The sequence below is a fragment of the Streptacidiphilus anmyonensis genome (genome assembly GCF_000787855.1).
Classification (GTDB): domain Bacteria; phylum Actinomycetota; class Actinomycetes; order Streptomycetales; family Streptomycetaceae; genus Streptacidiphilus; species Streptacidiphilus anmyonensis.
In genome coordinates this window covers 185488-206849 of the sequence record NZ_BBPQ01000001.1, presented here as the reverse complement: position 1 = coordinate 206849, position 21362 = coordinate 185488, and the positions used below count along the sequence as shown (strand labels likewise).

Below are 21362 nucleotides of genomic sequence, written 5' to 3'. Positions count from 1 at the left end.
TCGGCAGTCCTGTTTAGGGTGATAAGCGCACTAAGTGCACGACCCCGACGGCAGGAGTGAGCCATGGCGACAGCAGCGAACTGGACCCGGCGATCCGTGGTCGCAGGCATGGTCGGGACCCCGGTGCTGCTGATAGCCGGCTGCACGGGATCGGGTTCCGGCTCCAAGGGCTCCGGCGGTGCGTCACCGGCGGCCTCCAAGGCGAGCGTGACGGTCACTCCGAAGGACGGGGCGACGGGCGTCGACATGACCGCCCCCGTCACCGTCCAGGTGGCCCAGGGCACGCTGGAGTCGGTGACCCTGACCGGCCCCGGCGGCAAGCACATAGCCGGCCGGCTCACCGCCGACCGCACCGGATGGACCAGCGACACCCCGCTCTCCTCCAGCGCCGGCTACAAGCTCGCCGCGGTCACCAAGGACGGCGCCGGCACCACCGCGACCGTCTCGTCCGCGTTCACCACCGGCAAGCCCGTGAAGTCCTTCGTCGGGGTGTACACCCCCGACGACCGCGCCACCGTCGGGGTCGGCATGCCGGTCTCCATCACCTTCAACAACGCCGTCACGAACAAGGCCGCGGTCCAGAAGGCCGTCACCGTGAAGTCCGAACCGCCCGTCGAGATCGTGGGCCACTGGTTCGGCGACACCCGGCTGGACTTCCGCCCCGAGCAGTACTGGAAGCCCGGCACGAAGGTCACCGTCACCATCGCCCTCAAGGACGTCGAAGGCGCGGCCGACCGCTTCGGGACCCAGAACACCTCGGCGACCTTCACCATCGGCCGCAGCCAGACCAGCGTCGCCGACCTTGCCACCCATCAGCTCACCGTCACCCGTGACGGCAAGGTCACCAGCACCTTCCCGATCTCGGGCGGCAGCCCCGCGCACACCACGTGGGCGGGCAAGATGGTCATCTCCGAGAAGCTGCTGCAGACCCGGATGGACTCACGCACCGTCAACCTGGGCGGCGAGTACGACATCCCCGACGTGCCGCACGCGCAGCGCCTGACCAACTCCGGGACCTTCATCCACGGCAACTACTGGTCCTACGGCACCTTCGGCAACGTCAACACCAGCCACGGCTGCGTCGGCCTCCACGACGTCCAGGGGGCCTCCGACCCGGGCACGCCCGCGGCGGAGTTCTACAACAGCTCGATCGTGGGCGACGTCGTCGAGGTCATCAACTCCGGCGACCGCACGGTCGACCCCGCCAACGGCCTGAACGGCTGGAACATGGACTGGGCCACCTGGAAGTCCGGCAGCGCGGTCTGAGCCCCCGAGCGCCCTACTCCGTCGGCTGCCGCGGCAGGCCCAGAGGCCCGCGGAGCTCCTGGTAGCCCGAAGCGGCCGGAGCGTACGTGACGCTGTCGCCGTCGATCCGGGACTGCCAGGCGGCGGCGCTGGTGATCGCGCCGGAGGCCGCCTCGGCCGCGGACGCCTCCTGCGCGTCCGCGGCGGCCAGGGCGCGCAGGAGCGGCGGGACGGCGGACGTCGCGCCCTGCGGCGCGTCGGCCGCGAGCGCGGTGAGAGCGGCGCTCTCCGCACGGTCGGCCGCGTCCAGCCGCTCCTCCAGCGCGGCGGCGATCTGCCAGCCGCTCTGCGGCACGTCGTGCAGTTTGCTCCGGAGCAGGACCGTCTCGTTGGTCAGCCGCAGCACCTGCCGCTGCGACGGCGTCAGGCCGGAGGCGTCGAGCGCGTCACCGCTCAGCGTGGAGTGGTCGGTGTTCGTCAGCACGCAGACGGCGGAGTGCATGCCGCCGTCCCAGCTGTCCTGGGACGGGTAGTAGATCTTCAGCCGGGTCGACGGACCGAACCGACCGGCGTCGGGGATCGCCTGCGCGGCGTCGGTCACGCAGCCGAGGACCGACTCCTTCGCCGCGGCGCTCAGCCCCGGGTAGGCGGAGCCGAGGCCGTGGTCGGCGACGATCTGCCCGTCGTGGGGATCCGAGCAGGAGACGACGTCCACGCCCTGCGCGGTGTCGACGCCGTCCTGGTACGTGAAGCACGTCCCCGCCCCGAAGGTGTTGAGGGGGCCCTGGCTGGAGCCGATCACCGTGGCGGTCGCGATGATCGCCACCATTCCCATCGCCGTCCACGCGGCGCACAGCGAGAGCGCGACCACCGCCAGCCGCCGACCTCGCTGACCCAGCCGTCGCGTGCGGAACAGCGCGACGATGCCCAGCACCACGCCCACCGGCACCAGCGCGACGGCCGAGGCGACCAGCGCGCACACCGCGGCCGCGCTCAGCTTCGCCGCGGGAGCGGCCAGGGGTGCGGCGGCGGGATACGGGGACGCCTGCGGCGCCGAGGCCGAGGGCGGCGGGGTCTGGGTCACCCGCGCGAGAGTAGCCGATCGGGTGCGACCGCTTCGAACGCTTCTCCGCGACGGTCCGCCGCGTTCGGACCGCAGGTGACGGCCCGTCCGTCCGTGCGACGTCCCCGGCCCTTCCGCTCGTCTCGGTCGTCCTGCTCGGCTCAGGGGCGGGGGGTCTTCTCGCCGTGGACGCGGGTGTACTCGGCGGCGAGCCACGGGCCGAGGTCGTCGAGGAGGAGGCGGAGAGTCGTGGCGTCGGTGGTCGGGGTGCGGCCGGTCAGGGCGGCTGTGCGCATCTGGGCCGCGCGGGCCGGGTAGTACCGGCCGAACAGGTCGGCCGACTCGGCGAGGTCGCTGGTCCAGCCGCCCCAGCGGGGCATGACGAGGGTGAAGCCGGTGCGGGTGAGGTGCCGCCCGGCATGGCGGCTGAGACGCAGCAGTTCGGCGTCCGTCGTGGCGGCCGCGCGGCGGTCGCGCCAGACGGGGAGCAGACGGGCCAGGTCGCCGTTGGTCTCGCGGGCGAGGAGCGAGGTGGGACGGTAGCGGGGGAGCTGTCCGGCCAGATCCTCCCCGAGCAGTGGGGTGCACAGACAGGCGAGGAAGAAGCCCAGGTCGTGCCGTTCCAGCTCGCTGAGCAGGGCGGCCGTGTCGAAGAGCAGCACACCGACGCCGTCGATCTGCGGGAAGTCGGCGTCGAGGGTCCGGCCGAGCGCGTCGGCCGCCGCGCGGTCGTCCGCCCGGGGCCGGTCGCGGAGGGCGAGCAGCAGGTCGAGGTCGGAGCGTCCGGGGACGGCGGTGCCGCGCGGGACACTGCCGTAGAGGTAGGCGCTGTGCAGTCGCGAGGAGCCCGTGTCGGGGTCGCCGAAGGCGGCGAGGAGCAGCGAACGGGTCGCGGCGACCACGGGCGCGAACTCCGCCGCCACCCGGTCCGGCGACCCCTCGCGCGCGATCGTGCCGTCCTCGTCCAGTCCGCGGTGGCCGGTCAACGTCATGGACGCAGAGTGTGCCGCAGCAGACCCCGCCGTCGCACGGGACTTGGAGCGGGACTTGGAGCGACACGCGGTGCGGGACGCGGTGCGGGACGTGGTGCGGGACGTGGTGCGGGAGTCGGCAGGGCCTTCGAAAGCCCGGGAAACGGACGGGTGCTCCCGGCGCGGACTACGCTCAGGCTTCATGAGCGAGCACGAGCAGCATCACTACGCTTTCGAGACCCTGGCCATCCATGCCGGGCAGGAGGCGGACCCGCAGACCGGGGCCGTGGTCACCCCCATCTACCAGGTCTCCACCTTCAAGCAGGACGGCGTCGGCGGCCTGCGCGGCGGTTACGAGTACAGCCGTTCCGCCAACCCCACGCGCACCGCGCTGGAGGAGAACCTCGCGGCGCTGGACGGCGGACGCCGGGGCCTCGCCTTCGCCTCCGGGCTGGCCGCCGAGGACACGCTGCTGCGCACCGTCACCAAGCCCGGGGACCACATCGTCATCCCCAACGACGCCTACGGCGGCACCTTCCGGCTCTTCGCGAAGGTGCTGACGCGCTGGGGCGTCGAGTGGTCCGTCGCCAACACCCACGACCCGGAGAGCGTGCGCGCGGCCGTCCGGCCGAACACCAAGGTGATCTGGGTCGAGACGCCCAGCAACCCGCTGCTGGGGATCGCTGACATCTCCGCCCTCGCGCACATCGCGCACGACACGGGCGCACTGCTGGTCGTCGACAACACCTTCGCCAGCCCCTACCTGCAGCAGCCGTTGGCGCTCGGCGCCGACGTGGTCGTCTACTCGACCACCAAGTACATGGGCGGCCACTCCGACGTGGTCGGCGGCGCGCTGGTGACCGACGACGCCGCCCTGGGCGAGGAGCTGGTGTACCACCAGAACGCGATGGGCGCGGTGGCCGGTCCGTTCGACGCCTGGCTGGTCATGCGCGGCATCAAGACCCTGGGCGTCCGGATGGACCGTCACAGCGCCAACGCCGCGCGGGTCGCGGAGTTCCTGACCGGTCACCCGAAGGTCTCCCAGGTGCTCTACCCGGGCCTGCCCGAGCACCCCGGCCACGAGATCGCGGCCAAGCAGATGCGCGCCTTCGGCGGCATGGTCTCCTTCCGCCACCGTGACGGCGAGGAGGCGGCGGTCCAGACCTGCAACCGCGCCGAGCTGTTCACCCTCGGCGAGTCCCTCGGCGGCGTCGAGTCGCTGATCGAGCACCCGGGCCGGATGACGCACGCCTCGGCGGCGGGCTCCCCGCTGGAGGTGCCGAGCGACCTGGTGCGGCTGTCCGTCGGCATCGAGTCCGTCGACGACCTGCTGGCCGACCTCCAGCGCGCGCTGGGCTGACCAGGCACGGAAGCACAGGCGCACCGGCCCCGGGCGGAAAGCCGCTCAGGGCCGGTGCGCCTTGATCGACTGGTTGAAGCGCGTCAGCAGCTCGACGAAGGTCTCCCGGTCCCCGGCCGGCCAGTCGGCCAACAGCACCCGCATCAGCTCCTGACGCGAGCTGCGGACCTCCTCCAGCCGGCGCCGCCCCTGGTCGGACAGCTCCAGCAGCACGGCCCGGCCGTCGTCCGGGTTCGGCACCCGGTCCACGAGGCCGCAGTCGACCAGCGGGGCGACCTGGCGGGTCACCGTGGACGAGTCGATGCCCATGGCCTGCGCGAGCGCCTTGACGCCCACCGGGCCCGACCGGTCGAGCCGGTTCAGCAGCAGGAACGCCGCGCGGTCCATGGAGTTGCGCTGCTCGCCCAGTGCGCCGATCCGTGCCTGCTCGACCCGGCGCGCGAAGATCGCGACCTGGTACTGGAGCTGGTCGTACAGCTCGGCGGGGGCGGAGTCAGGGGCGCTGTCTTCGGGCATCGGCATCGTCGCGTTCTGTCGTTCGGCTGAGCCCTCCGAGCGTATCCGCGCCGGGCCCCTAGGCTGAAGCCATGAACGCCTGGCCGATCACCCTCGACGACGTCCGAGGGGCTCACAAGATGCTCTCGGGCCTCGCGCGGATCACCCCGATGGAGAGCAGCCGCTACCTCTCCTCGCTGATCGGCGCCCCGGTCCAGCTCAAGTGCGAGAACCTGCAGCGCACCGGCTCGTTCAAGCTGCGCGGCGCGTACGTGCGCATCGCCGGGCTCTCGCCCGTCGAGCGCGCGGCGGGCGTGGTCGCGGCCAGCGCGGGCAACCACGCGCAGGGCGTGGCGCTCGCGGCGCACACCCTCGGTGTCCGTTCGACGGTCTTCATGCCCGTCGCCGCGCCGCTCCCCAAGGTGGCCGCCACCCGCGACTACGGCGCGGACGTGCGCCTGGTCGGCGACCACTTCGACGAGACGCTGGCCGCGGCCCTGGAGTACGCGGAGACCACCGGCGCGGTGTTCATCCACCCCTTCGACCATCCCGACATCGTGGCCGGTCAGGGCACCGTCGGTCTGGAGATCCTGGAGCAGAGCCCGGAGGTGCGGACCATCCTGGTCGGCACCGGCGGCGGCGGGCTGCTCGCGGGCCTCGCCGCCGCGGTCAAGCACGTGCGTCCCGACGTGCGCGTGATCGGCGTCCAGGCGGAGGGCGCGGCCGCGTACCCGCCGTCGCTGCGGGCCGGCCGCCCGGTGACGCTGGAGCGGTGCGCGACGATGGCCGACGGGATCCAGGTGCGCAGACCCGGCGAGGTGCCGTTCGAGATCATCAACCGGCTCGCGGACGGCGTCTGGACCGTCAGCGAGGACGCGCTGGCACGGGCCCTGCTGGTCTGCCTCGAACGAGCGAAGCTCGTCGTCGAACCGGCGGGCGCGAGCCCGGTCGCGGCGCTGCTGGAGCACGGCGCGGAGATCGAGGGACCGGTCGTGGCGGTCCTCTCCGGCGGCAACATCGACCCGCTGCTGATGCAGCGCGTCCTGCGCCACGGCATGGCGGCGGCGGGCCGGTACATGTCGCTGCGCCTGCGCGTCAACGACCGCCCGGGCGCGCTGGCGGACCTGCTGAGCGTGCTGTCGCGCACCGACGCGAACGTCGTCGACGTGGCCCACGTCCGCACCGACCCGAAGCTCGGCATCGGCGAGGTCGAGGTCGACCTCCACCTGGAGACGAAGGGCGCCGAGCACTGCGCCGCGGTCGTCGCCGAACTGCGCGACGCGGGCTACACGGTCCTCTCGCAGGCGTAGCGGCGGCAGCCCCCGTCCCGCGACCGACCTGACCGGGCCGGAGACGCGAGGCCGTCCCCTCTGGCCGGGGCCGGGAGGTACGGCCGTCCGCCGGGCCCCGGGTGAACATGCGTGCTCCGCCTTCGTACGCGAGGCTGGGGAGACCGCAGGGACCAACGCGGGAGGGAGACGCAGTCGATGAGCGAGGCAGCCATCTCCGCCGAGGGGCTGGTGCGCACCTTCGGGGACGTTCGTGCGCTCGACGGTGTGGATCTGGAGGTGCCGGAGGCGACGGTGCTGGGCCTGCTGGGGCCCAACGGCGCGGGGAAGACCACGGCCGTACGCGTGCTCACCACGTTGCTGCGGCCGGACTCCGGGCGCGCCAGCGTCGCCGGCGTCGACGTGCTGAAGCACCCGGACAAGGTGCGCAGCCTGATCGGGCTCTCCGGCCAGTACGCGGCCGTCGACGAGTACCTGACCGGGCAGGAGAACCTGCAGATGGTCGGCGAGCTCTACCAGATGTCCGCGCGTGAGGCGAAGGCGCGGGCGAGGGAGCTGCTGAAGCGGTTCAGCCTCGACGACGCGGCCGGGCGGATCGCCAAGACGTACTCCGGCGGCATGCGACGCCGTCTGGACCTGGCCGCCGCGCTGGTCGTGCGCCCGCCGGTGATGTTCCTCGACGAGCCGACGACCGGCCTCGACCCGCGGAACCGGATGGCCCTGTGGGAGGTCATCGAGGAACTGGTCGGGGAGGGCACGACGCTGCTGCTGACCACGCAGTACCTGGAGGAGGCCGACCGGCTCGCCCACGACATCGCCGTCGTCGACCGCGGTCGCGTCATCGCCCGCGGCACCGCGGACCAGCTGAAGGCGCAGATCGGCGGCGAGCGCGTGGAGGTGGTGGTGACGGACTCGGCGGCGCTGCCGCTCGCCGTGGAGGCGCTGGCCCCGTACGCGATCGGGGAGCCCACCGTCGAGCCGCACACCCGCCGGATCACCGTCCCGGTGACCGGCGGCGCGCGCGTCCTCGCGGACGTGATCCGGGACCTGGACGCGCGGGGGATCCTCATCCACGACATCGGGCTGCGCCGACCGACCCTCGACGACGTCTTCCTCTCGCTGACCGGCCACGTGACCGAGGCCGAGGAGGGCGGGGACGAGGACGAGGGCGGTCCGCAGAGCCCGGACGGCGAGACGGGTGCGGGACGGCGCGCGGGCAGGAAGAAGGCCCGGGTATGACCGCCATGAACGACTCGTTCGTCGTCGCCAAGCGCAATGTGCGCCGTATGACGCGGATCCCCGAGGTCCTGGTCTTCGGGCTCATCCAGCCGGTCATGTTCGTGCTGCTCTTCACCTACGTGATGGGCGGCGCGATCACCGTCCCCGGCGCGACCACCGACCCGAACGCCTACAAGCAGTACCTGATCGCGGGCATCTTCGCGCAGACGGTCACCTTCGCGGTGGCCGGGGCCTCGGCGGGCATCTCGGAGGACATGACCAAGGGCCTGGTCGACCGCTTCCGCTCGCTGCCGATGGCCCGCGGCGCCGTCCTGACCGGACGCACCCTGGCGGACTCCGTCCAGACGGCGCTGATCCTGGTGGTGCTGTCGATCGTCTCGCTGCTGATCGGCTGGCGCACGCACAACGACCTCTGGAAGGTGTTCTGCGGGTTCCTGCTGCTGCTCCTGCTGGGCTACGCCTTCTCCTGGATCGGGGCGCTGATCGGCCTGTCGGTGCGCAGCCCGGAGGCGGCGACCTCGGCGGGGCTGGTGTGGCTGTTCCCGCTGACCTTCATCTCCAACGCCTTCGTCCCCGTCGCCACCATGCCGGGTTGGCTCCAGCCGATCGCGTACTGGAACCCGTTCAGCGCCACCGTGCAGGCGGTGCGGCAGCTGTTCGGCAACGTGCCGCCCGGGATGGTGCAGACGGCCTGGCCGATGAAGCACGCCATCCCGGTGTCCATCGGCTGGTCGGTGCTGATCATCGTGGTGTTCCGGACCCTGGCCGTGCGCAAGTACCGCCTCGCGGACGGCTGACGACCGGCTCCGGCTCTCAGACGAGCATCAGCAGCAGCACGAGGCCCAGGAACAGGACCATGACCGCGCCGAAGGCGTAGACGAGGCCGATGACGCCCACGACGGCGCGCTGCCACGGCCGCGGGCTTTCGCCCGGTGCGGGCGACGGCGCGGTCGCGGCGGCCTCGGGGTACAGCTCGCTCCACCGGCGTCGCAGCATCTCCGCCTTGGCCTGGAACCCGGGGTCCCACAGCAGGGCTCCCAGCCGCGGAGCGGCTAGCAGCAGGGTGCGACCGCTCACGTCCGTCACCGCGAGGCGGCGGGCGGTGCGCGTGGCCACCACCCGGAGGGCGCGGACGTCCGCCCAGGGCACCACGGTGCGTCGGCCGAGCAGGTCACGGGAGACGAGCCGCTGCCGGTCGGCGGTGGTGCCGACGAACCAGAACCGGGAGGCGCAGCCGAGCAGGAACAGGCCGACGAGTCCGCCGACGACGTGCTGGACCACGGAGCCGCCGCTCGCCTGGCTGCCCGCCCCCACCTCGACGGCGACCAGCGCCGGCGGGAACGACGGATAGATCCGCTGGAGCACGGAGGGCCTGAGACGGAAGCTGTCCGCCGGCGGCTCGTCCACCTCGCTCTCCGGCCAGGCTGTTCCGCCGCCGGCCAGCCAGGAGGAGCGGATGGCGGCGAGCTTCTCGTCGAAGCGGGGGTCCCAGACGAGGAAGCCGGTGCTGGGCTGACGCAGCGCGATGCGGGTGCCGTCGTGCAGGTGGAGCACGACGCGGCGGCCACCGCCGAGCGGGAAGGGCTCCACGGCCACCTCGGCGATCTCGCGCCACGGCACCGTCCGGCGGCGGAACCGGTAGACCACCGCGGCCTCCGGAGTGAGGGCGACGCCGACCCAGAAGGAGAGCCACCCGTACTCGACGGTCAGCAGCGCGAACGGCCACGCGGCGGCCAGGCGCTCCGACCAGGACTCACCCGGAACCGGCCGGGCCAGGGCATCCGTGAGGAAGGCGGCCGCCATCAGCGCGAAGGCCCCGGCGACGACGACCGTCTGCCAGGCCCGTGCCCGGTACCGCACGACCTCCGATCCGCCTGACGGTCCCTGCTCCGAATCGGCGAACGGCTGTCCGGCGGCGCTCATGATCCCTGCTCTCGCGTTCTGCTCGTGCATCAGCGGGCGAGATCATCCCGCTACCGGGGGCCCTGTGCAATGGACAAACCTGTGCAAGGGACAGACCTGTCCAAGGGACGAACCCGGCTCCCCGCGGCCGAACGCACGTACCGCCCCGTCCACGGCGCGGGCCGTGGCGGGGCGGTACGGGATGGCGGGTGGGGCGGGCCTCAGCCGGTGAACGGCTTGGCCTCGGTGATCTTGACGTTCGCCTTGCGGCCGTTCGGAAGCTCGTAGGACACGTCCGCGCCGACCTTCTGGCCGACGATGGCGCGGCCGAGCGGCGACTGCGGGGAGTAGACCTCGATGTCGCCCGAGGCGGCCTCGCGGGAGCCGAGCAGGAAGGTCATGGTGTCGTCCAGGTCACCGTCGAACGCGACGGTGATGGTCATACCCGGGCCGGCCACGCCGTTGTCCGCCGGCGCCTCGCCGACCTGGGCGCGCTCCAGGAGCTGGGTGAGCTGGCGGATGCGCAGCTCCATCTTGCCCTGCTCCTCGCGCGCCGCGTGGTAGCCGGCGTTCTCCTTGAGATCGCCTTCCTCGCGGGCCTGCTCGATCTTCTGCGCGATCTCGGTGCGTCCGGGACCCGACAGGTGCTCCAGCTCGGCACGAAGCTGGTTGTACGCCTCCTGGGTGAGCCAGGTGACGTTGTCGCTGGTCTGGGTCACTGGTGCTCCTCGTAGGTACTGGGATACAAAGCATCGCCCGCTCGGTCGGAACGGGCGAAACCACAACCCTAACAATTCCCGCGCCGGGAGTCAGGAGCCGTGAAGAGCGTCACCCGGGTGTTGACGGCCGACGGGCCGGCCCGGAACCCCGGTCAGGAGCAGCCGACGAGCTCCCCGGTGGTGCCGAGGGACGTGGTCCTGAGCAGCACGGTCGTCTGCGTGTCACCGGTGCCCTTGGGGATGGCGACGCTGACGCGCCCCACCTCGTCGCCGTTCGCGTCGCGCGAGCGGACGGTGCAGGAGGCGGCCTTGTCGCTGGGCTTGCTCACCTCCAGGGTGATCCTGACCTCGTGGGCGGAGATCACCTGGAAGGTCTGCACCTCCCCGTTGACGGGGTTGCCGGAGACGTACTCGTAGCCGATCGCCGCGACCAGGGCGAGCGCCAGCGCGACGGTGACGTAGTAGACGCGCTTGCCGCGCACCCGCGCCTTCTTCTCGTCGCGGCGGCCGTAGCGGCCGACCGGCGGCTGCGCGGCGAGCTGCTCGGCCGCGCTCTCGGCCGGGCGTACGTCCGGGGTCGTATCCGCCATCGGACTTTGGCCTCCTTCGGGGGTTCCGCGCATGATCGCGGAATCAACGGCATACCCCCGTCCGTCACTATAGGAGTCTGTACCGAAGACGAAGGGCACAGGGGCAGTGACTGAGCAGTTGCGACTGATGGCGGTGCACGCGCACCCGGACGACGAGTCCAGCAAGGGCGCGGCCACCATGGCGATGTACGTCTCGCGTGGCGTGGACGTGCTCGTGGCCACATGCACGGGGGGCGAGCGTGGTTCGGTGCTGAACCCGAAGCTCCAGGGGGACCCGTGGATCGAGGAGAACATCCACGAGGTCCGGGCCAAGGAGATGGACGCCGCGCGGGCGATCCTCGGCGTCAAGCAGGCATGGCTCGGCTTCGTCGACTCCGGCCTGCCGGAGGGCGACCCGCTGCCGCCGCTGCCGGAGGGGTGCTTCGCGCTCCAGCCGGTCGAGGAGGCGGCCGGCGCGCTGGTGAAGCTGATCCGCGAGTTCCGGCCGCACGTGATCACCACGTACGACGAGAACGGCGGCTACCCGCACCCGGACCACATCATGACCCACAAGATCACGATGCTGGCCTTCGACAAGGCGGGGGACCCGGACGCCTACCCGGAGGCGGGTGAGCCGTGGCAGCCGCTGAAGCTCTACTACAACCAGGGCATCTCCCTGGAGCGGATCAAGGCCCTGGACGCGGCGATGAACGCGCGCGGCCTGGAGTCCCCGTACAAGGAGTGGATCGCCCGCTGGGAGGAGTCGGACCGCAAGCCGCGTGAGATCACCACGCGCGTGCCCTGCGGCGACTTCTTCGAGGTCCGCGACAAGGCGCTCATCGCCCACGCCACCCAGATCGACCCGGACGGCCCGTGGTTCCGGGTGCCGATGGAGATCCAGCGCGAGGTGTGGCCGACGGAGGACTACGAGCTGGCCCGATCCCTGGTCGACTCGTCCATCCCGGAGGCCGACCTCTTCGAGGGGATCCAGATCCCGGTGGGGGCCTCCAAGATCCCCAATCCCTCCTGAGACGATGGAACGGTGAACACAGCCATGCACCCCGCCGCCACCGCCTTGCTCGCCCTGGACGAGAACAAGGTCACCCCGGGCATCCTGGGCTTTCTGGTCTTCGCCGCGCTGGGCGCGGGCACCTGGTGGATCCTCAAGGCCATGAACCGCTCGCTGGGCAAGGTCGACTTCGTGGAGGAGCCGGAGCCCGCCGAGGACGCCAAGAGCTAGCGCGAGCCGTACGCTATTGCGAATGACTTGCAACTAAATATCGGCAGCCCCTACGGTGGATCGGCAGCTGATCCACGGAGGGGTGTGTGGCATGGGGACGATCACGCGTATCAAGGGCGCTCTGACCCGGCGTGAATGGGCCCGGCTGGGGGGCATGGCGGCGTTCGTCGTCGCCCTGCACGTCGTCGGCTGGGGCGTCCTGGCGCTGATCGTCGCCCCGCACCACTACCAGGTCGGCACCCAGGCCTTCGGCCTCGGCATCGGCCTGACCGCGTACACCCTCGGCATGAGGCACGCCTTCGACGCCGACCACATCGCGGCCATCGACAACACCACCCGCAAGCTGATGGGCGAGGAGAAGCGGCCGCTGTCGGTCGGCTTCTGGTTCTCCCTCGGCCACTCCTCCGTCGTCTTCGGCCTGTGCCTGCTGCTCTCCTTCGGCGTGAAGGCCCTGGCCGGCCAGGTCTCCAACGGCTCCTCCACACTGCAGACGCTCGCCGGAACGATCGGCACGACCGTCTCCGGCACCTTCCTGATGCTGATCGCCGTGATCAACGCGGTGGTGCTGGTCGGCATCGTCAAGGTCTTCCGGAAGATGCGCGGGGGCGACTACAGCGAGGCCGAGCTCGAGGAGCACCTGAACAAGCGCGGGCTGATGAACCGCATCCTGGGCCGCGTCACCAAGGCCGTCTCCAAGCCGTGGCACATGTACCCGGTCGGCCTGCTGTTCGGGCTCGGGTTCGACACCGCGACCGAGGTCTCGCTGCTGGTGCTGGCGGGCGGCGCCTCGGCCTTCTCGCTGCCCTGGTACGCGATCCTCACCCTGCCCGTGCTCTTCGCGGCCGGTATGTCGCTGCTGGACACGATCGACGGCTCGTTCATGAACTTCGCCTACGAGTGGGCCTTCTCGCAGCCGGTCCGCAAGGTCTACTACAACATCACGATCACCGGCCTGTCGGTCGCCGTGGCCGTGATCATCGGCGGCATCGAACTGACCGGCCTGCTGGCCGAGAAGCTGGACATCAGCGGCGGCGTGATCGGCTGGATCGCCGGACTGGACCTGAACAACGTCGGCTTCGTGATCGTCGGGCTCTTCGTCGTCACCTGGCTGGCCGCGCTGGCCGTCTGGCGCTTCGGACGCGTCGAGGAGAAGTGGGCGCTCGCGCCCGGCGGCACGCCGGCCCCGGCGGCCGTCGCCGCCGGGGCCGCTGTCGAGGACCAGCGAGCCGCGTAACGCGGTTTTCAGTGGTGGAAGCCCTCCCGCGGCGTCACACCGTGCTCGGTGCCCGGGCTGGGCTGGGCCTGGAGCTCGGGCAGGAGCCGGGCCAGGTCGTTCAGCAGGAGGTCCGCGAGGTCGATGGTGAACCCGTTGCGGATGACGATGCGGATGACCGCCAGGTCCGTTCGGTTCTCCGGGAAGGTGTACGCCGGGACGAGCCAGCCGCGTTCACGGAGCCTGCGCGAGACGTCGAAGACGTCGAACGACGTCACGTCGTCGGTCGTGGTGAAGGCGAAGACGGGCAGCTCGTCGCCGCGCGTCAGCAGGCGGAAGACGCCGAGCCCCTCGATGCCCTGGGCGAGGCGGATCGCGACGTCGCGCGTTGCCTGCTGCACCGCCGTGTAGCCGGCCCGGCCCAGGCGCAGGAAGTTGTAGTACTGGGCGATCACCTGCGCGCCGGGGCGCGAGAAGTTGAGGGCGAAGGTCGGCATGTTGCCGCCGAGGTAGTTCACCCGGAAGACCAGTTCCTCGGGGAGCGCCTCCGCGTCGCGCCACAGCGCCCAGCCGACGCCGGGGTAGACCAGCCCGTACTTGTGGCCGGAGGTGTTGATCGAGGCGACGCGCGGGAGTCGGAAGTCCCAGACCAGATCGGGGTCGATGAAGGGGGCGATCATGCCGCCGGACGCCCCGTCGACGTGGACGGGGATGTCCAGCCCGGTCCGTCGCTCCAGGTCGTCCAGTGCCTCGCAGATCTCCTTGATCGGCTCGAAGCTGCCGTCGAAGGTGGAGCCGAGGACGCCGACGACGCCGATGGTGTTCTGGTCGACCAGGGCCAGCGCCGACTGCGCGTCGAGGTGGAAGCGGTCGCCCTCCATGGGGGCCAGGCGGCACTCGACCTCCCAGAAGTTGCAGAACTTCTCCCAGCAGACCTGGACGTTCGCGCCCATCACCAGGTTGGGGCGGGCGGCGCCGCTGTCGTACTTCTCGCGGTTGCGCTGCATCCAGCGCCGCTTCAGGGCCATCCCGGCGAGCATGCAGGCCTCGCTGGAGCCGGTGGTGGAGCAGCCGACGGCCTGTGTCGCGTCCGGCGCGTGCCACAGGTCGGCGAGGATGTTCACACAGCGGCGTTCGAACTCGGCCGTCTGCGGATACTCGTCCTTGTCGATCATGTTCTTGTCGAGGCACTCGCTGATCAGCTCGGTGACCTGCGGATCCATCCAGGTGGTCACGAACGTGGCGAGGTTGAGCCGCGCGTTGCCGTCCAGCAGCAGTTCGTCGCGGATCAGTTGGGAGGCGATCACCGCCGGAAGCGGGTGGTGCGGAAGGCGGTTCTTCGGCACCGCCTCCTCCATGCCGTTGAGGAGGTCCTCCACGCCGGCCACCCGCGGGAGGCTCAGCGGCTTTTGCTTGTCCTGTCCCTGATGCAGCGCCATGACGACCAGCCTAAGCACGGCCCACGGCCGCTGCGCGGCGAAACGCTCTGCTTCGGTGCCTCGGAAGCGCTTGCTTCGAGCGCACTCCAGGGGGCTTGGATGAGCCCATGGAGTACACGCAGCTCGGACGCACCGGGGTCAAGGTCAGCCGCCTCGTCCTCGGCACGATGAACTTCGGCCCGCAGACCGACGAGGCCGACGCGCACAGCCTGATGGACGCCGCGCTCGACGCGGGCGTCAACTTCTTCGACACCGCGAACATCTACGGGCTCACCGAGCACAAGGGCCTGACCGAGGAGATCGTCGGCTCCTGGTTCGCCAAGGGCGGCGGGCGGCGCGACAAGGTCGTGCTGGCCACCAAGGTCTACGGCAACATGATCGACGGCGAGCCCGTCGTCGGCGCCTCCTGGCCCAACTTCGACCGGCTCTCGGCGGTCAACATCCGCCGTGCCGTCGAGGCCAGCCTGCGGCGGCTCGGCACCGACCACATCGACGTGTACCAGTTCCACCACGTCGACCGGCTGACCTCCTTCGAGGAGATCTGGCAGGCCGTGGACACGCTGGTCCAGCAGGGCAAGATCCTCTACGCGGGCTCCTCCAACTTCCCCGGATACAAGATCGCCCAGGCCAACGAGACCGCGAAGCGCGGACGGCTCGGGCTGGGTCTGGTCAGCGAGCAGTGCCTGTACAACCTCTTCGAGCGGCGCTCCGAGCTGGAGGTCGTCCCTGCCGCTCAGGAGTACGGTCTGGGCGTCATCCCGTGGTCGCCGCTGCACCAGGGCCTGCTCGGCGGCGCGCTGCGCAAGGAGGCCGAGGGCGTCGGGGCCCGCACCAGGACGGGCCGGTCGGCGGCGGGGCTGGCCGACCCGGGGGTCCGCGCGAAGGTGGAGGCGTACGAGAACCTGGTGGCCAAGCACGGGATGGAGCCGGGCGAGGTGGCGCTGGCCTGGCTGCTGACCCGCCCCGGCGTCACCGGCCCCATTGTCGGCCCGCGCACGCACGAGCAGTTGGACTCCGCGCTGCGGGCGCTGGAGCTGACGCTCTCGGAGGAGTTGCTGGCCGGTCTCGACGAGATCTTCCCGGGAACTGGCCCCGCACCGGAGGCCTACGCCTGGTAGCAGGGCCGGACGGCCGACTGGAAGCCCAGGTCGAAGCGTCGACCTGGGCTTCCATGACGCACGAGGGCGGCGTGGCCGAGACCGAAACCGAGACGGTGGCCGTAGTCGGGGCCAGGGCCGGGGCCGGGTCAGGCGGGCGGCGCGTAACCGGGGTCGAGGCCCTTGCCGATGTCCTCCGGCACCATGACCGGTGAGAACGAGACCTCGGCGCCGAGCTCCTGGAAGAACGGCTCGGCGATGGAGGGGATCTGCGCGGGCTCCTTGAGGTCGAAGACGACGAAGCCGCCCCGCTTTCCGTTCAGGGTCCAGAAGTAGGCAGCCTCCGGCTTCAGCACTGCGAGCCGCGACTGCATGAACTCCTGTAGGCGCTTGGCGAGGATGACCTCGTTCGCCTTGTCCGTGTCCATGCTGACGGTCATGATCGTGCGCATGTGGCGCCACCTCCTCGGTGCGGCGTGGTGACCCCCCTCCATCGTGGGCCCGGCTCCGGGTCGCTGCACGTTCAGACCTTCAGCCATGTGAGAGGCTGACGAGGTGAACCGCTTGGCTGGTGCGACCTCGCCGTATCTTCTGCAGCACGCCGACAACCCGGTCGACTGGTGGGAGTGGGGTGACGACGCCTTCGCGGCCGCCCGCGAACGGGACGTTCCGGTGCTGCTCAGCGTCGGCTACGCCGCGTGTCACTGGTGCCATGTCATGGCCCACGAGAGCTTCGAGGACGACGGCCTCGCGGAGTACCTGAACGCGCACTTCGTGCCGGTCAAGGTGGACCGCGAGGAGCGGCCCGACGTCGACGCCGTCTACATGGAGGCGGTGCAGGCGGCGACCGGGCAGGGCGGGTGGCCGATGACGGTGTGGCTGACGCCGGACGGGGAGCCGTTCTACTTCGGGACCTACTTCCCGCCGGAGCCCCGGCACGGCATGCCGTCGTTCCGGCAGGTGCTGGAGGGCGTCGCCGAGGCCTGGCGCGGGCGGCGCGAGGAGGTCACGGACGTGGCCCACCGGATCGTGCACGAGCTGAGCGGCCGCGCCGGGGTGTACGCGGGGCTGGCCGCGGCCGACCTGCCGGGGCCGGAGTCGATGCGCCAGGCGCTGGCCGGGCTCGGCCGGGAGTTCGACGAGCGCAACGGAGGGTTCGGCGGCGCGCCCAAGTTCCCGCCGTCCATGGTGCTGGAGTTCCTGCTGCGCCACCACGCCGCCACCGGCTCGCCCGCGGCGCTCGACCTGGTCGAGCGCACCTGCGCGGCGATGGCCCGCGGCGGCATCCACGACCAGCTCGGCGGCGGCTTCGCCCGCTACTCCGTCGACGCGCACTGGGTCGTGCCGCACTTCGAGAAGATGCTGTACGACAACGCGCTGCTGCTCCGTGTGTACCTGCACCTGTGGCGCGCCACCGGCAGCGCGCTGGCGCGCCGCGTCGCCGAGGGCACCGGCGACTTCCTGCTGCGTGAACTGCGCACCGCCGAGGGCGGCTTCGCCTCCGCGCTGGACGCGGACAGCCACGACGCCGAGGGACACAGCCGCGAGGGCGCGTTCTACGTGTGGACACCCGGCCAGCTGGCCGAGGTGCTCGGCGAGGAGGACGGTCTGCGCGCCGCGGAGCGCTACGGCGTGACCCCGCAGGGCACCTTCGAGGAGGGCGCCTCCGTCCTGCAGTGGCCGGGGGAGGACGAGCCCGACGCCGCGGACGAGGAGATGCGCGAGCGTCTGCTCGCCGCTCGTGACCTGCGACCGCGTCCCGCCCGCGACGACAAGGTGGTCGCCGCCTGGAACGGCCTGGCCGTCGCCGCGCTCGCCGAGGCGGGCGCGCTGCTGGACCGCCCCGACTTCCTTGACGCCGCCGTGGTCACGACCGCGCTGCTGCTCGGGGTCCACCGCGACGCGTCGGGCCGCCTGCTGCGCACCTCCCGTGACGGTGTGGCGGGCCGCAACGCCGGCGTCCTGGAGGACTACGGCGACGTGGCGGAGGGCCTGCTCACACTGCACACCGTCACCGGCGACGCTCGATGGCTCGACGCCGCCGGGGAACTGCTCGACGTTGTGTTGACCCGGTTCACGGACGAGGCGTCAGGAGCCCTGTACGACACCGCCGCCGACGCGGAGCCGCTGATCCGCCGCCCGCAGGACCCGACCGACAACGCGGCGCCGTCCGGCTGGACCGCCGCGGCGGGAGCCCTGCTCTCCTATGCGGCCCTGACCGACTCCGAGCGCCACCGCACAGCCGCGGAGCAGGCGTTGACGGTGGTGACACCGCTGGCCGGACAGGCCCCGCGCTTCGTCGGCTGGGGCCTGGCGACCGCCCAGGCCCTCCTCGACGGCCCCCGCAAGGTCGCCCTCGCGGGCGCGCCCGAGGACCCGGCGACGGCGGCGCTGCGGATCGCCGCCCTGGCCGCGACCGCCCCGGGCCTGGTCGTCACGCCCGCGGGCGAGGACCAGCCGCTCCTCGACGGCGCGCCGGCGGCCTACGTCTGCCGCCGCTTCACCTGCGACGCCCCCGTCACCGACCCGGCCTGGCTCCGTGAGGGGCTCAGCGCGATCCCGAAGGAAGCCTGACCGCCGGGCCCGGCCCGGCGGTCAGGTGCCTGACCGGCCGGGCCGTTACAGCCCGAAGCCGCCCAGGGACGTGATCGCCCGGTCCAGCAGGTCGTCCAGCTCGTCCCGGCCCCCGCGCTCGGCCCAGTACTGCACCGCCTCGCTCGACGCCGCGAGGATCGCGGCGACCAGGGCGCGCAGCTCCAGCCCGTCCGCGGGCCGACCGGTCCGCTCGGCGAGGAGCCCGCACAGCATCTCGCCGGTGCGCTGCATCTCGACCAGCGCGCGGGCGCGGATCGCCGGGACCTCCCGGTACAGCTGCATGCGCAGCAGCACCTCCTCGCGCTCGGCCGCGAGAACCTGGCGCAGCGGATCGATCATCGCCTGGCGGACGGACTCGATCAGCGGTTCGTCGGCCGGGCGCGAGCGGAAGGACACCTCCATCAGCGGGTCGTAGTCGTCGCTGATGACGAGGTCTTCCTTGGTGGGGAAGTACCGGAAGAACGTGCTGGGCGAGACCTCCGCCGCGGCCGCGATCTGGTCGACCGTGGTGGCCTCGTAGCCCTGCTCGCTGAACAGGCCGAAGGCCGCCGCGCGGATCGCGCGGCGGGTCTTCAGCTTCTTGCGCTCCCGCAGGCCGAGCGGGGCGGCGAGGAGTTCCTCGAGCTCGGCGCCGGCGGTGGTCCGGGTGGGGGGATTGCCGGGGGTCATGCCTGGGATTCTCCCGCACCGCCCCCCGTGCCGGGCATCCGCCAGGCGATCAACGCCGCCGAAAGGGCCGCGCCGATGCCGCAGGCCAGCAGGACCAGGTCCATGCCGTGGACGAACGCGGCGTGCGCGGACGCGGCCAGCGCCGTGTCGTGCAGCTTCGTGGCGATCGCCTGCGCGGCCGAGACCGAGCCGCGGGCGGTGTGGGCCAGGGGCTCAGGAAGGCTGCCGGTGGCCAGCCGCGCGGTGTAGCCACCGGCCAGCAGGCTGCCGAGCAGGGCCACGCCGATCGCGCTGGCGGACTGGCGCAGCGTCTGCAGCAGTCCGGAGCCGACGCCGGCCCGGTCGTCCGGGAGCGCAGCCATGGCCGCGCCCATGGCCGGGACCATGGTGAAGCCCATGCCGAGGCCGAGCAGGGCCAGCCACAGGGCCGTGCGGCCGTAACCGTCCCCGGTCGTGGTCGAGGCCCCCAGCAGCATCGACGCGGCGACGACGAGCATGCCCGAGGCGACGACCCAACGGACCGACAGTCTCGAGACCAGCCGCTCCGCGACCCGCGCCGCGAGCAGCAGGCCGGCCATCATCGGCATCAGCCGGACGCCGGTGCCGAGCGCGTCGTAGCCGAGCACCGACTGGAGGTACTGCGGCAGCACGAACAGGCCGCCCATCAGCACGAAGGAGACCAGCACCGAGGCGGCCGTGCTCCAGCGGTAGACGCGGTCGGCCAGCAGCGTGAAGTCGACCATCGGGTGCGGCAGGGTGCGTTCGCGCCGGACCAGGAAGCCGAGCAGCAGCACGGAGGCCACCAGCGGCGCGACGACCTGGGCGGAGCCCCAGCCGTCGCTCGGGCCCTGGATGATGCCGAAGGTCAGCGCGCCGAGGCCGAGCACGCCGACGACGGCGCTGAGCGGATCGACCCGGGGCACGTTCGGGTCGCGCGACTCGGGCACCAGCCACAGGCAGGCGACGATGCCGACCGCGATCAGCGGGACGTTGATCAGGAAGATCGAGCCCCACCAGAAGTGGTTGAGCAGCAGCCCGCCGAGCATCGGGCCGAGCGGCATGCCGACGGCCATGCCCGCCGTCATCACGGCGATGGCGCGCGGCCGCTCGGCCGGGGTGAACAGACTCGGCAGGATCGCGATGCCGAGCGGCATGATCAGCGCGCCGCCGAGGCCCATCACGGCGCGGACGGCGATCAGCGTGTTCGGCGAGTCCGCGAGTGTGCCGACCAGCGAGGCGACGCCGAAGAGCGCCAGCCCGCCGATGAGCAGCCGACGTCGCCCGAAGCGGTCGCCGAGCAGGCCGGCGGGGAGCATCGCGGCGGCGAAGACGACGAGGTACGCGTCGACGATCCACTGCAACTGTCCGGTGGTGGCGTGGAGCTGCACCGCCATGTCGGGGAGGGCGACGTTGAGGATCGTGCCGTCGAAGCCGAGCACCAGCACGCTCAGGCAGACGGCGGCCAGCGCCCACCAGCGTCTCCGGTCGGGCGGTGCGGTGCCCGCTGGTGCGGTGGTGCTGATGGACGCTTTCGTGGTCATGGCAGCCCCCTAAGAGTTACTGTCTTCTGACAGTAACTCTCAAAAGCCAGGGACTGTCAATCACATCGCGACGAGCGACACCCCCACGAACTGGACCGTGAAGGCCGCGAGCGTGCACGCGTGGAAGACCTCGTGGAAGCCGAACCAGCGCGGCGAGGGGTCGGGGCGCTTCAGGCCGTAGATGACGCCGCCGACGCTGTAGAGCGCGCCGCCGACGATGATCAGCACGGTCACCGCGACGCCGCCGCTGTGGAAGAAGTCGGGCAGGAAGAAGACCGCCGCCCAGCCGAGGGCCAGGTAGCAGGGTGTGTACAGCCAGCGCGGCGCGCCGACCCAGAAGACCCGGAAGGCGATCCCGGCCAGCGCCCCGGCCCAGACCAGCCAGAGCAGCACCTGCTGACGTGCGCCGTGCAGCAGCAGGATCGTGACGGGCGTGTACGTGCCCGCGATGATCAGGAAGATGTTGCTGTGGTCGAGCCGCCGCAGGATCGCCTCGCCGCGCGGCCCCCAGGTGAAGCGGTGGTACAGCGCGCTGACGCCGAACAGCATCCACGCGCTGGCGGCGTAGACGGCGCAGGCCGCGCGTGCGGCGGGGGTCGTGGCCAGGCAGATCAGCACGATGCCGGCCGCCACCGTCGCCGGGAACATTCCGGCATGCAACCAGCCGCGCATCGCGGGCTTCAGCGGGAGATTCCGCTCAATCATTTCCACCCCTG

The 21362-nt window shown here is 71.7% G+C and carries 21 protein-coding genes; 10 read left to right on the top strand and 11 right to left on the bottom strand.

What is annotated here, in order from left to right; all coding sequences use genetic code 11:
• Nucleotides 1-63: 63 nt before the first annotated feature.
• Nucleotides 64-1266, top strand: coding sequence for a L,D-transpeptidase (locus TR50_RS00905; RefSeq protein WP_042412542.1), 1203 nt, complete (start codon nucleotides 64-66; stop codon nucleotides 1264-1266).
• A 13-nt stretch (nucleotides 1267-1279) separates the two neighbouring features.
• Here the strand turns inward: TR50_RS00905 and TR50_RS00900 are convergent, their stop codons facing one another.
• Both TR50_RS00900 and TR50_RS00895 read right to left on the bottom strand, forming a co-directional pair.
• A complete protein-coding gene (locus TR50_RS00900; RefSeq protein WP_042412540.1) occupies nucleotides 1280-2329 on the bottom strand; it encodes a septum formation family protein in 1050 nt (349 codons plus the stop codon).
• Nucleotides 2330-2469: 140 nt separating this feature from the next.
• Nucleotides 2470-3300 carry a hypothetical protein gene (locus tag TR50_RS00895; RefSeq protein WP_042412538.1) on the bottom strand — a complete coding sequence of 277 codons (831 nt, stop codon included), beginning with the start codon at nucleotides 3298-3300 and terminating at the stop codon, nucleotides 2470-2472.
• 181 nt (nucleotides 3301-3481) lie between these two features.
• Between TR50_RS00895 and TR50_RS00890 the strand changes: the two genes are divergently transcribed.
• Nucleotides 3482-4639: a cystathionine gamma-synthase gene (locus tag TR50_RS00890; protein ID WP_042412535.1), complete on the top strand. Its 1158-nt coding sequence runs from the start codon at nucleotides 3482-3484 to the stop codon at nucleotides 4637-4639.
• Between the two features lie 45 nt (nucleotides 4640-4684).
• Here the strand turns inward: TR50_RS00890 and TR50_RS00885 are convergent, their stop codons facing one another.
• Nucleotides 4685-5161: a MarR family winged helix-turn-helix transcriptional regulator gene (locus tag TR50_RS00885; protein ID WP_042412532.1), complete on the bottom strand. Its 477-nt coding sequence runs from the start codon at nucleotides 5159-5161 to the stop codon at nucleotides 4685-4687.
• 65 nt (nucleotides 5162-5226) lie between these two features.
• Between TR50_RS00885 and ilvA the strand changes: the two genes are divergently transcribed.
• The 3 genes from ilvA to TR50_RS00870 all read left to right on the top strand — a co-directional run bounded on the left by ilvA (nucleotide 5227) and on the right by TR50_RS00870 (nucleotide 8459).
• Nucleotides 5227-6444, top strand: coding sequence for a threonine ammonia-lyase (ilvA, locus tag TR50_RS00880; protein ID WP_042412528.1), 1218 nt, complete (start codon nucleotides 5227-5229; stop codon nucleotides 6442-6444).
• A 177-nt stretch (nucleotides 6445-6621) separates the two neighbouring features.
• Nucleotides 6622-7662: a daunorubicin resistance protein DrrA family ABC transporter ATP-binding protein gene (locus TR50_RS00875; RefSeq protein ID WP_042412526.1), complete on the top strand. Its 1041-nt coding sequence runs from the start codon at nucleotides 6622-6624 to the stop codon at nucleotides 7660-7662.
• A complete protein-coding gene (locus tag TR50_RS00870; protein WP_042412523.1) occupies nucleotides 7659-8459 on the top strand; it encodes an ABC transporter permease in 801 nt (266 codons plus the stop codon). Before TR50_RS00875 ends, TR50_RS00870 begins: the two co-directional genes overlap by 4 nt.
• A 16-nt stretch (nucleotides 8460-8475) precedes the next feature.
• On the opposite strand, the gene TR50_RS42205 is transcribed toward TR50_RS00870, so the two are convergent.
• The 3 genes from TR50_RS42205 to TR50_RS00855 form a co-directional block, all read right to left on the bottom strand.
• Nucleotides 8476-9585 (bottom strand): hypothetical protein, encoded by a 1110-nt coding sequence (locus tag TR50_RS42205; protein WP_152648182.1) that lies wholly within the window; start codon nucleotides 9583-9585, stop codon nucleotides 8476-8478.
• Between the two features lie 200 nt (nucleotides 9586-9785).
• On the bottom strand, nucleotides 9786-10283 hold the full coding sequence (gene greA, locus TR50_RS00860) for a transcription elongation factor GreA (RefSeq protein WP_042412521.1): 498 nt from the start codon (nucleotides 10281-10283) through the stop codon (nucleotides 9786-9788).
• A gap of 152 nt (nucleotides 10284-10435) precedes the next feature.
• On the bottom strand, nucleotides 10436-10873 hold the full coding sequence (locus TR50_RS00855) for a DUF4307 domain-containing protein (RefSeq protein WP_042412518.1): 438 nt from the start codon (nucleotides 10871-10873) through the stop codon (nucleotides 10436-10438).
• Nucleotides 10874-10979: 106 nt separating this feature from the next.
• On the opposite strand from TR50_RS00855, the gene mca reads away from it, so the two are divergent.
• The 3 genes from mca to nicT all read left to right on the top strand — a co-directional run bounded on the left by mca (nucleotide 10980) and on the right by nicT (nucleotide 13326).
• Nucleotides 10980-11882, top strand: a complete 903-nt coding sequence (gene mca / locus TR50_RS00850) for a mycothiol conjugate amidase Mca (RefSeq protein ID WP_042412516.1) — start codon at nucleotides 10980-10982, stop codon at nucleotides 11880-11882.
• A 12-nt stretch (nucleotides 11883-11894) separates the two neighbouring features.
• Nucleotides 11895-12092: a hypothetical protein gene (locus TR50_RS00845; protein ID WP_439654182.1), complete on the top strand. Its 198-nt coding sequence runs from the start codon at nucleotides 11895-11897 to the stop codon at nucleotides 12090-12092.
• A gap of 91 nt (nucleotides 12093-12183) precedes the next feature.
• Nucleotides 12184-13326 (top strand): Nickel transporter NicT, encoded by a 1143-nt coding sequence (nicT, locus tag TR50_RS00840; protein ID WP_084699614.1) that lies wholly within the window; start codon nucleotides 12184-12186, stop codon nucleotides 13324-13326.
• Between the two features lie 8 nt (nucleotides 13327-13334).
• Here the strand turns inward: nicT and gad are convergent, their stop codons facing one another.
• Nucleotides 13335-14744 carry a glutamate decarboxylase gene (gene gad / locus TR50_RS00835; RefSeq protein ID WP_042412502.1) on the bottom strand — a complete coding sequence of 470 codons (1410 nt, stop codon included), beginning with the start codon at nucleotides 14742-14744 and terminating at the stop codon, nucleotides 13335-13337.
• A gap of 107 nt (nucleotides 14745-14851) precedes the next feature.
• On the opposite strand from gad, the gene TR50_RS00830 reads away from it, so the two are divergent.
• Nucleotides 14852-15862 (top strand): aldo/keto reductase, encoded by a 1011-nt coding sequence (locus TR50_RS00830; protein ID WP_042412499.1) that lies wholly within the window; start codon nucleotides 14852-14854, stop codon nucleotides 15860-15862.
• Nucleotides 15863-15990: 128 nt separating this feature from the next.
• Here the strand turns inward: TR50_RS00830 and TR50_RS00825 are convergent, their stop codons facing one another.
• Entirely contained in the window at nucleotides 15991-16293 is a 303-nt protein-coding gene (locus TR50_RS00825) for a DUF3303 family protein (protein WP_042412497.1), read from the bottom strand.
• Between the two features lie 103 nt (nucleotides 16294-16396).
• On the opposite strand from TR50_RS00825, the gene TR50_RS00820 reads away from it, so the two are divergent.
• Entirely contained in the window at nucleotides 16397-18415 is a 2019-nt protein-coding gene (locus TR50_RS00820) for a thioredoxin domain-containing protein (protein WP_042412495.1), read from the top strand.
• 45 nt (nucleotides 18416-18460) lie between these two features.
• Here the strand turns inward: TR50_RS00820 and TR50_RS00815 are convergent, their stop codons facing one another.
• From TR50_RS00815 to trhA, 3 genes are read right to left on the bottom strand one after another with little or no spacing between them, the layout of a single operon-like run.
• Nucleotides 18461-19105, bottom strand: a complete 645-nt coding sequence (locus TR50_RS00815) for an acyl-CoA-like ligand-binding transcription factor (protein ID WP_042412492.1) — start codon at nucleotides 19103-19105, stop codon at nucleotides 18461-18463.
• A complete protein-coding gene (locus TR50_RS00810; protein ID WP_042412488.1) occupies nucleotides 19102-20646 on the bottom strand; it encodes an MFS transporter in 1545 nt (514 codons plus the stop codon). The genes TR50_RS00815 and TR50_RS00810 overlap by 4 nt, the downstream gene beginning before the upstream one ends.
• 60 nt (nucleotides 20647-20706) lie before the next feature.
• Entirely contained in the window at nucleotides 20707-21351 is a 645-nt protein-coding gene (gene trhA / locus TR50_RS00805; protein ID WP_236654182.1) for a PAQR family membrane homeostasis protein TrhA, read from the bottom strand.
• Nucleotides 21352-21362 lie beyond the last annotated feature (11 nt).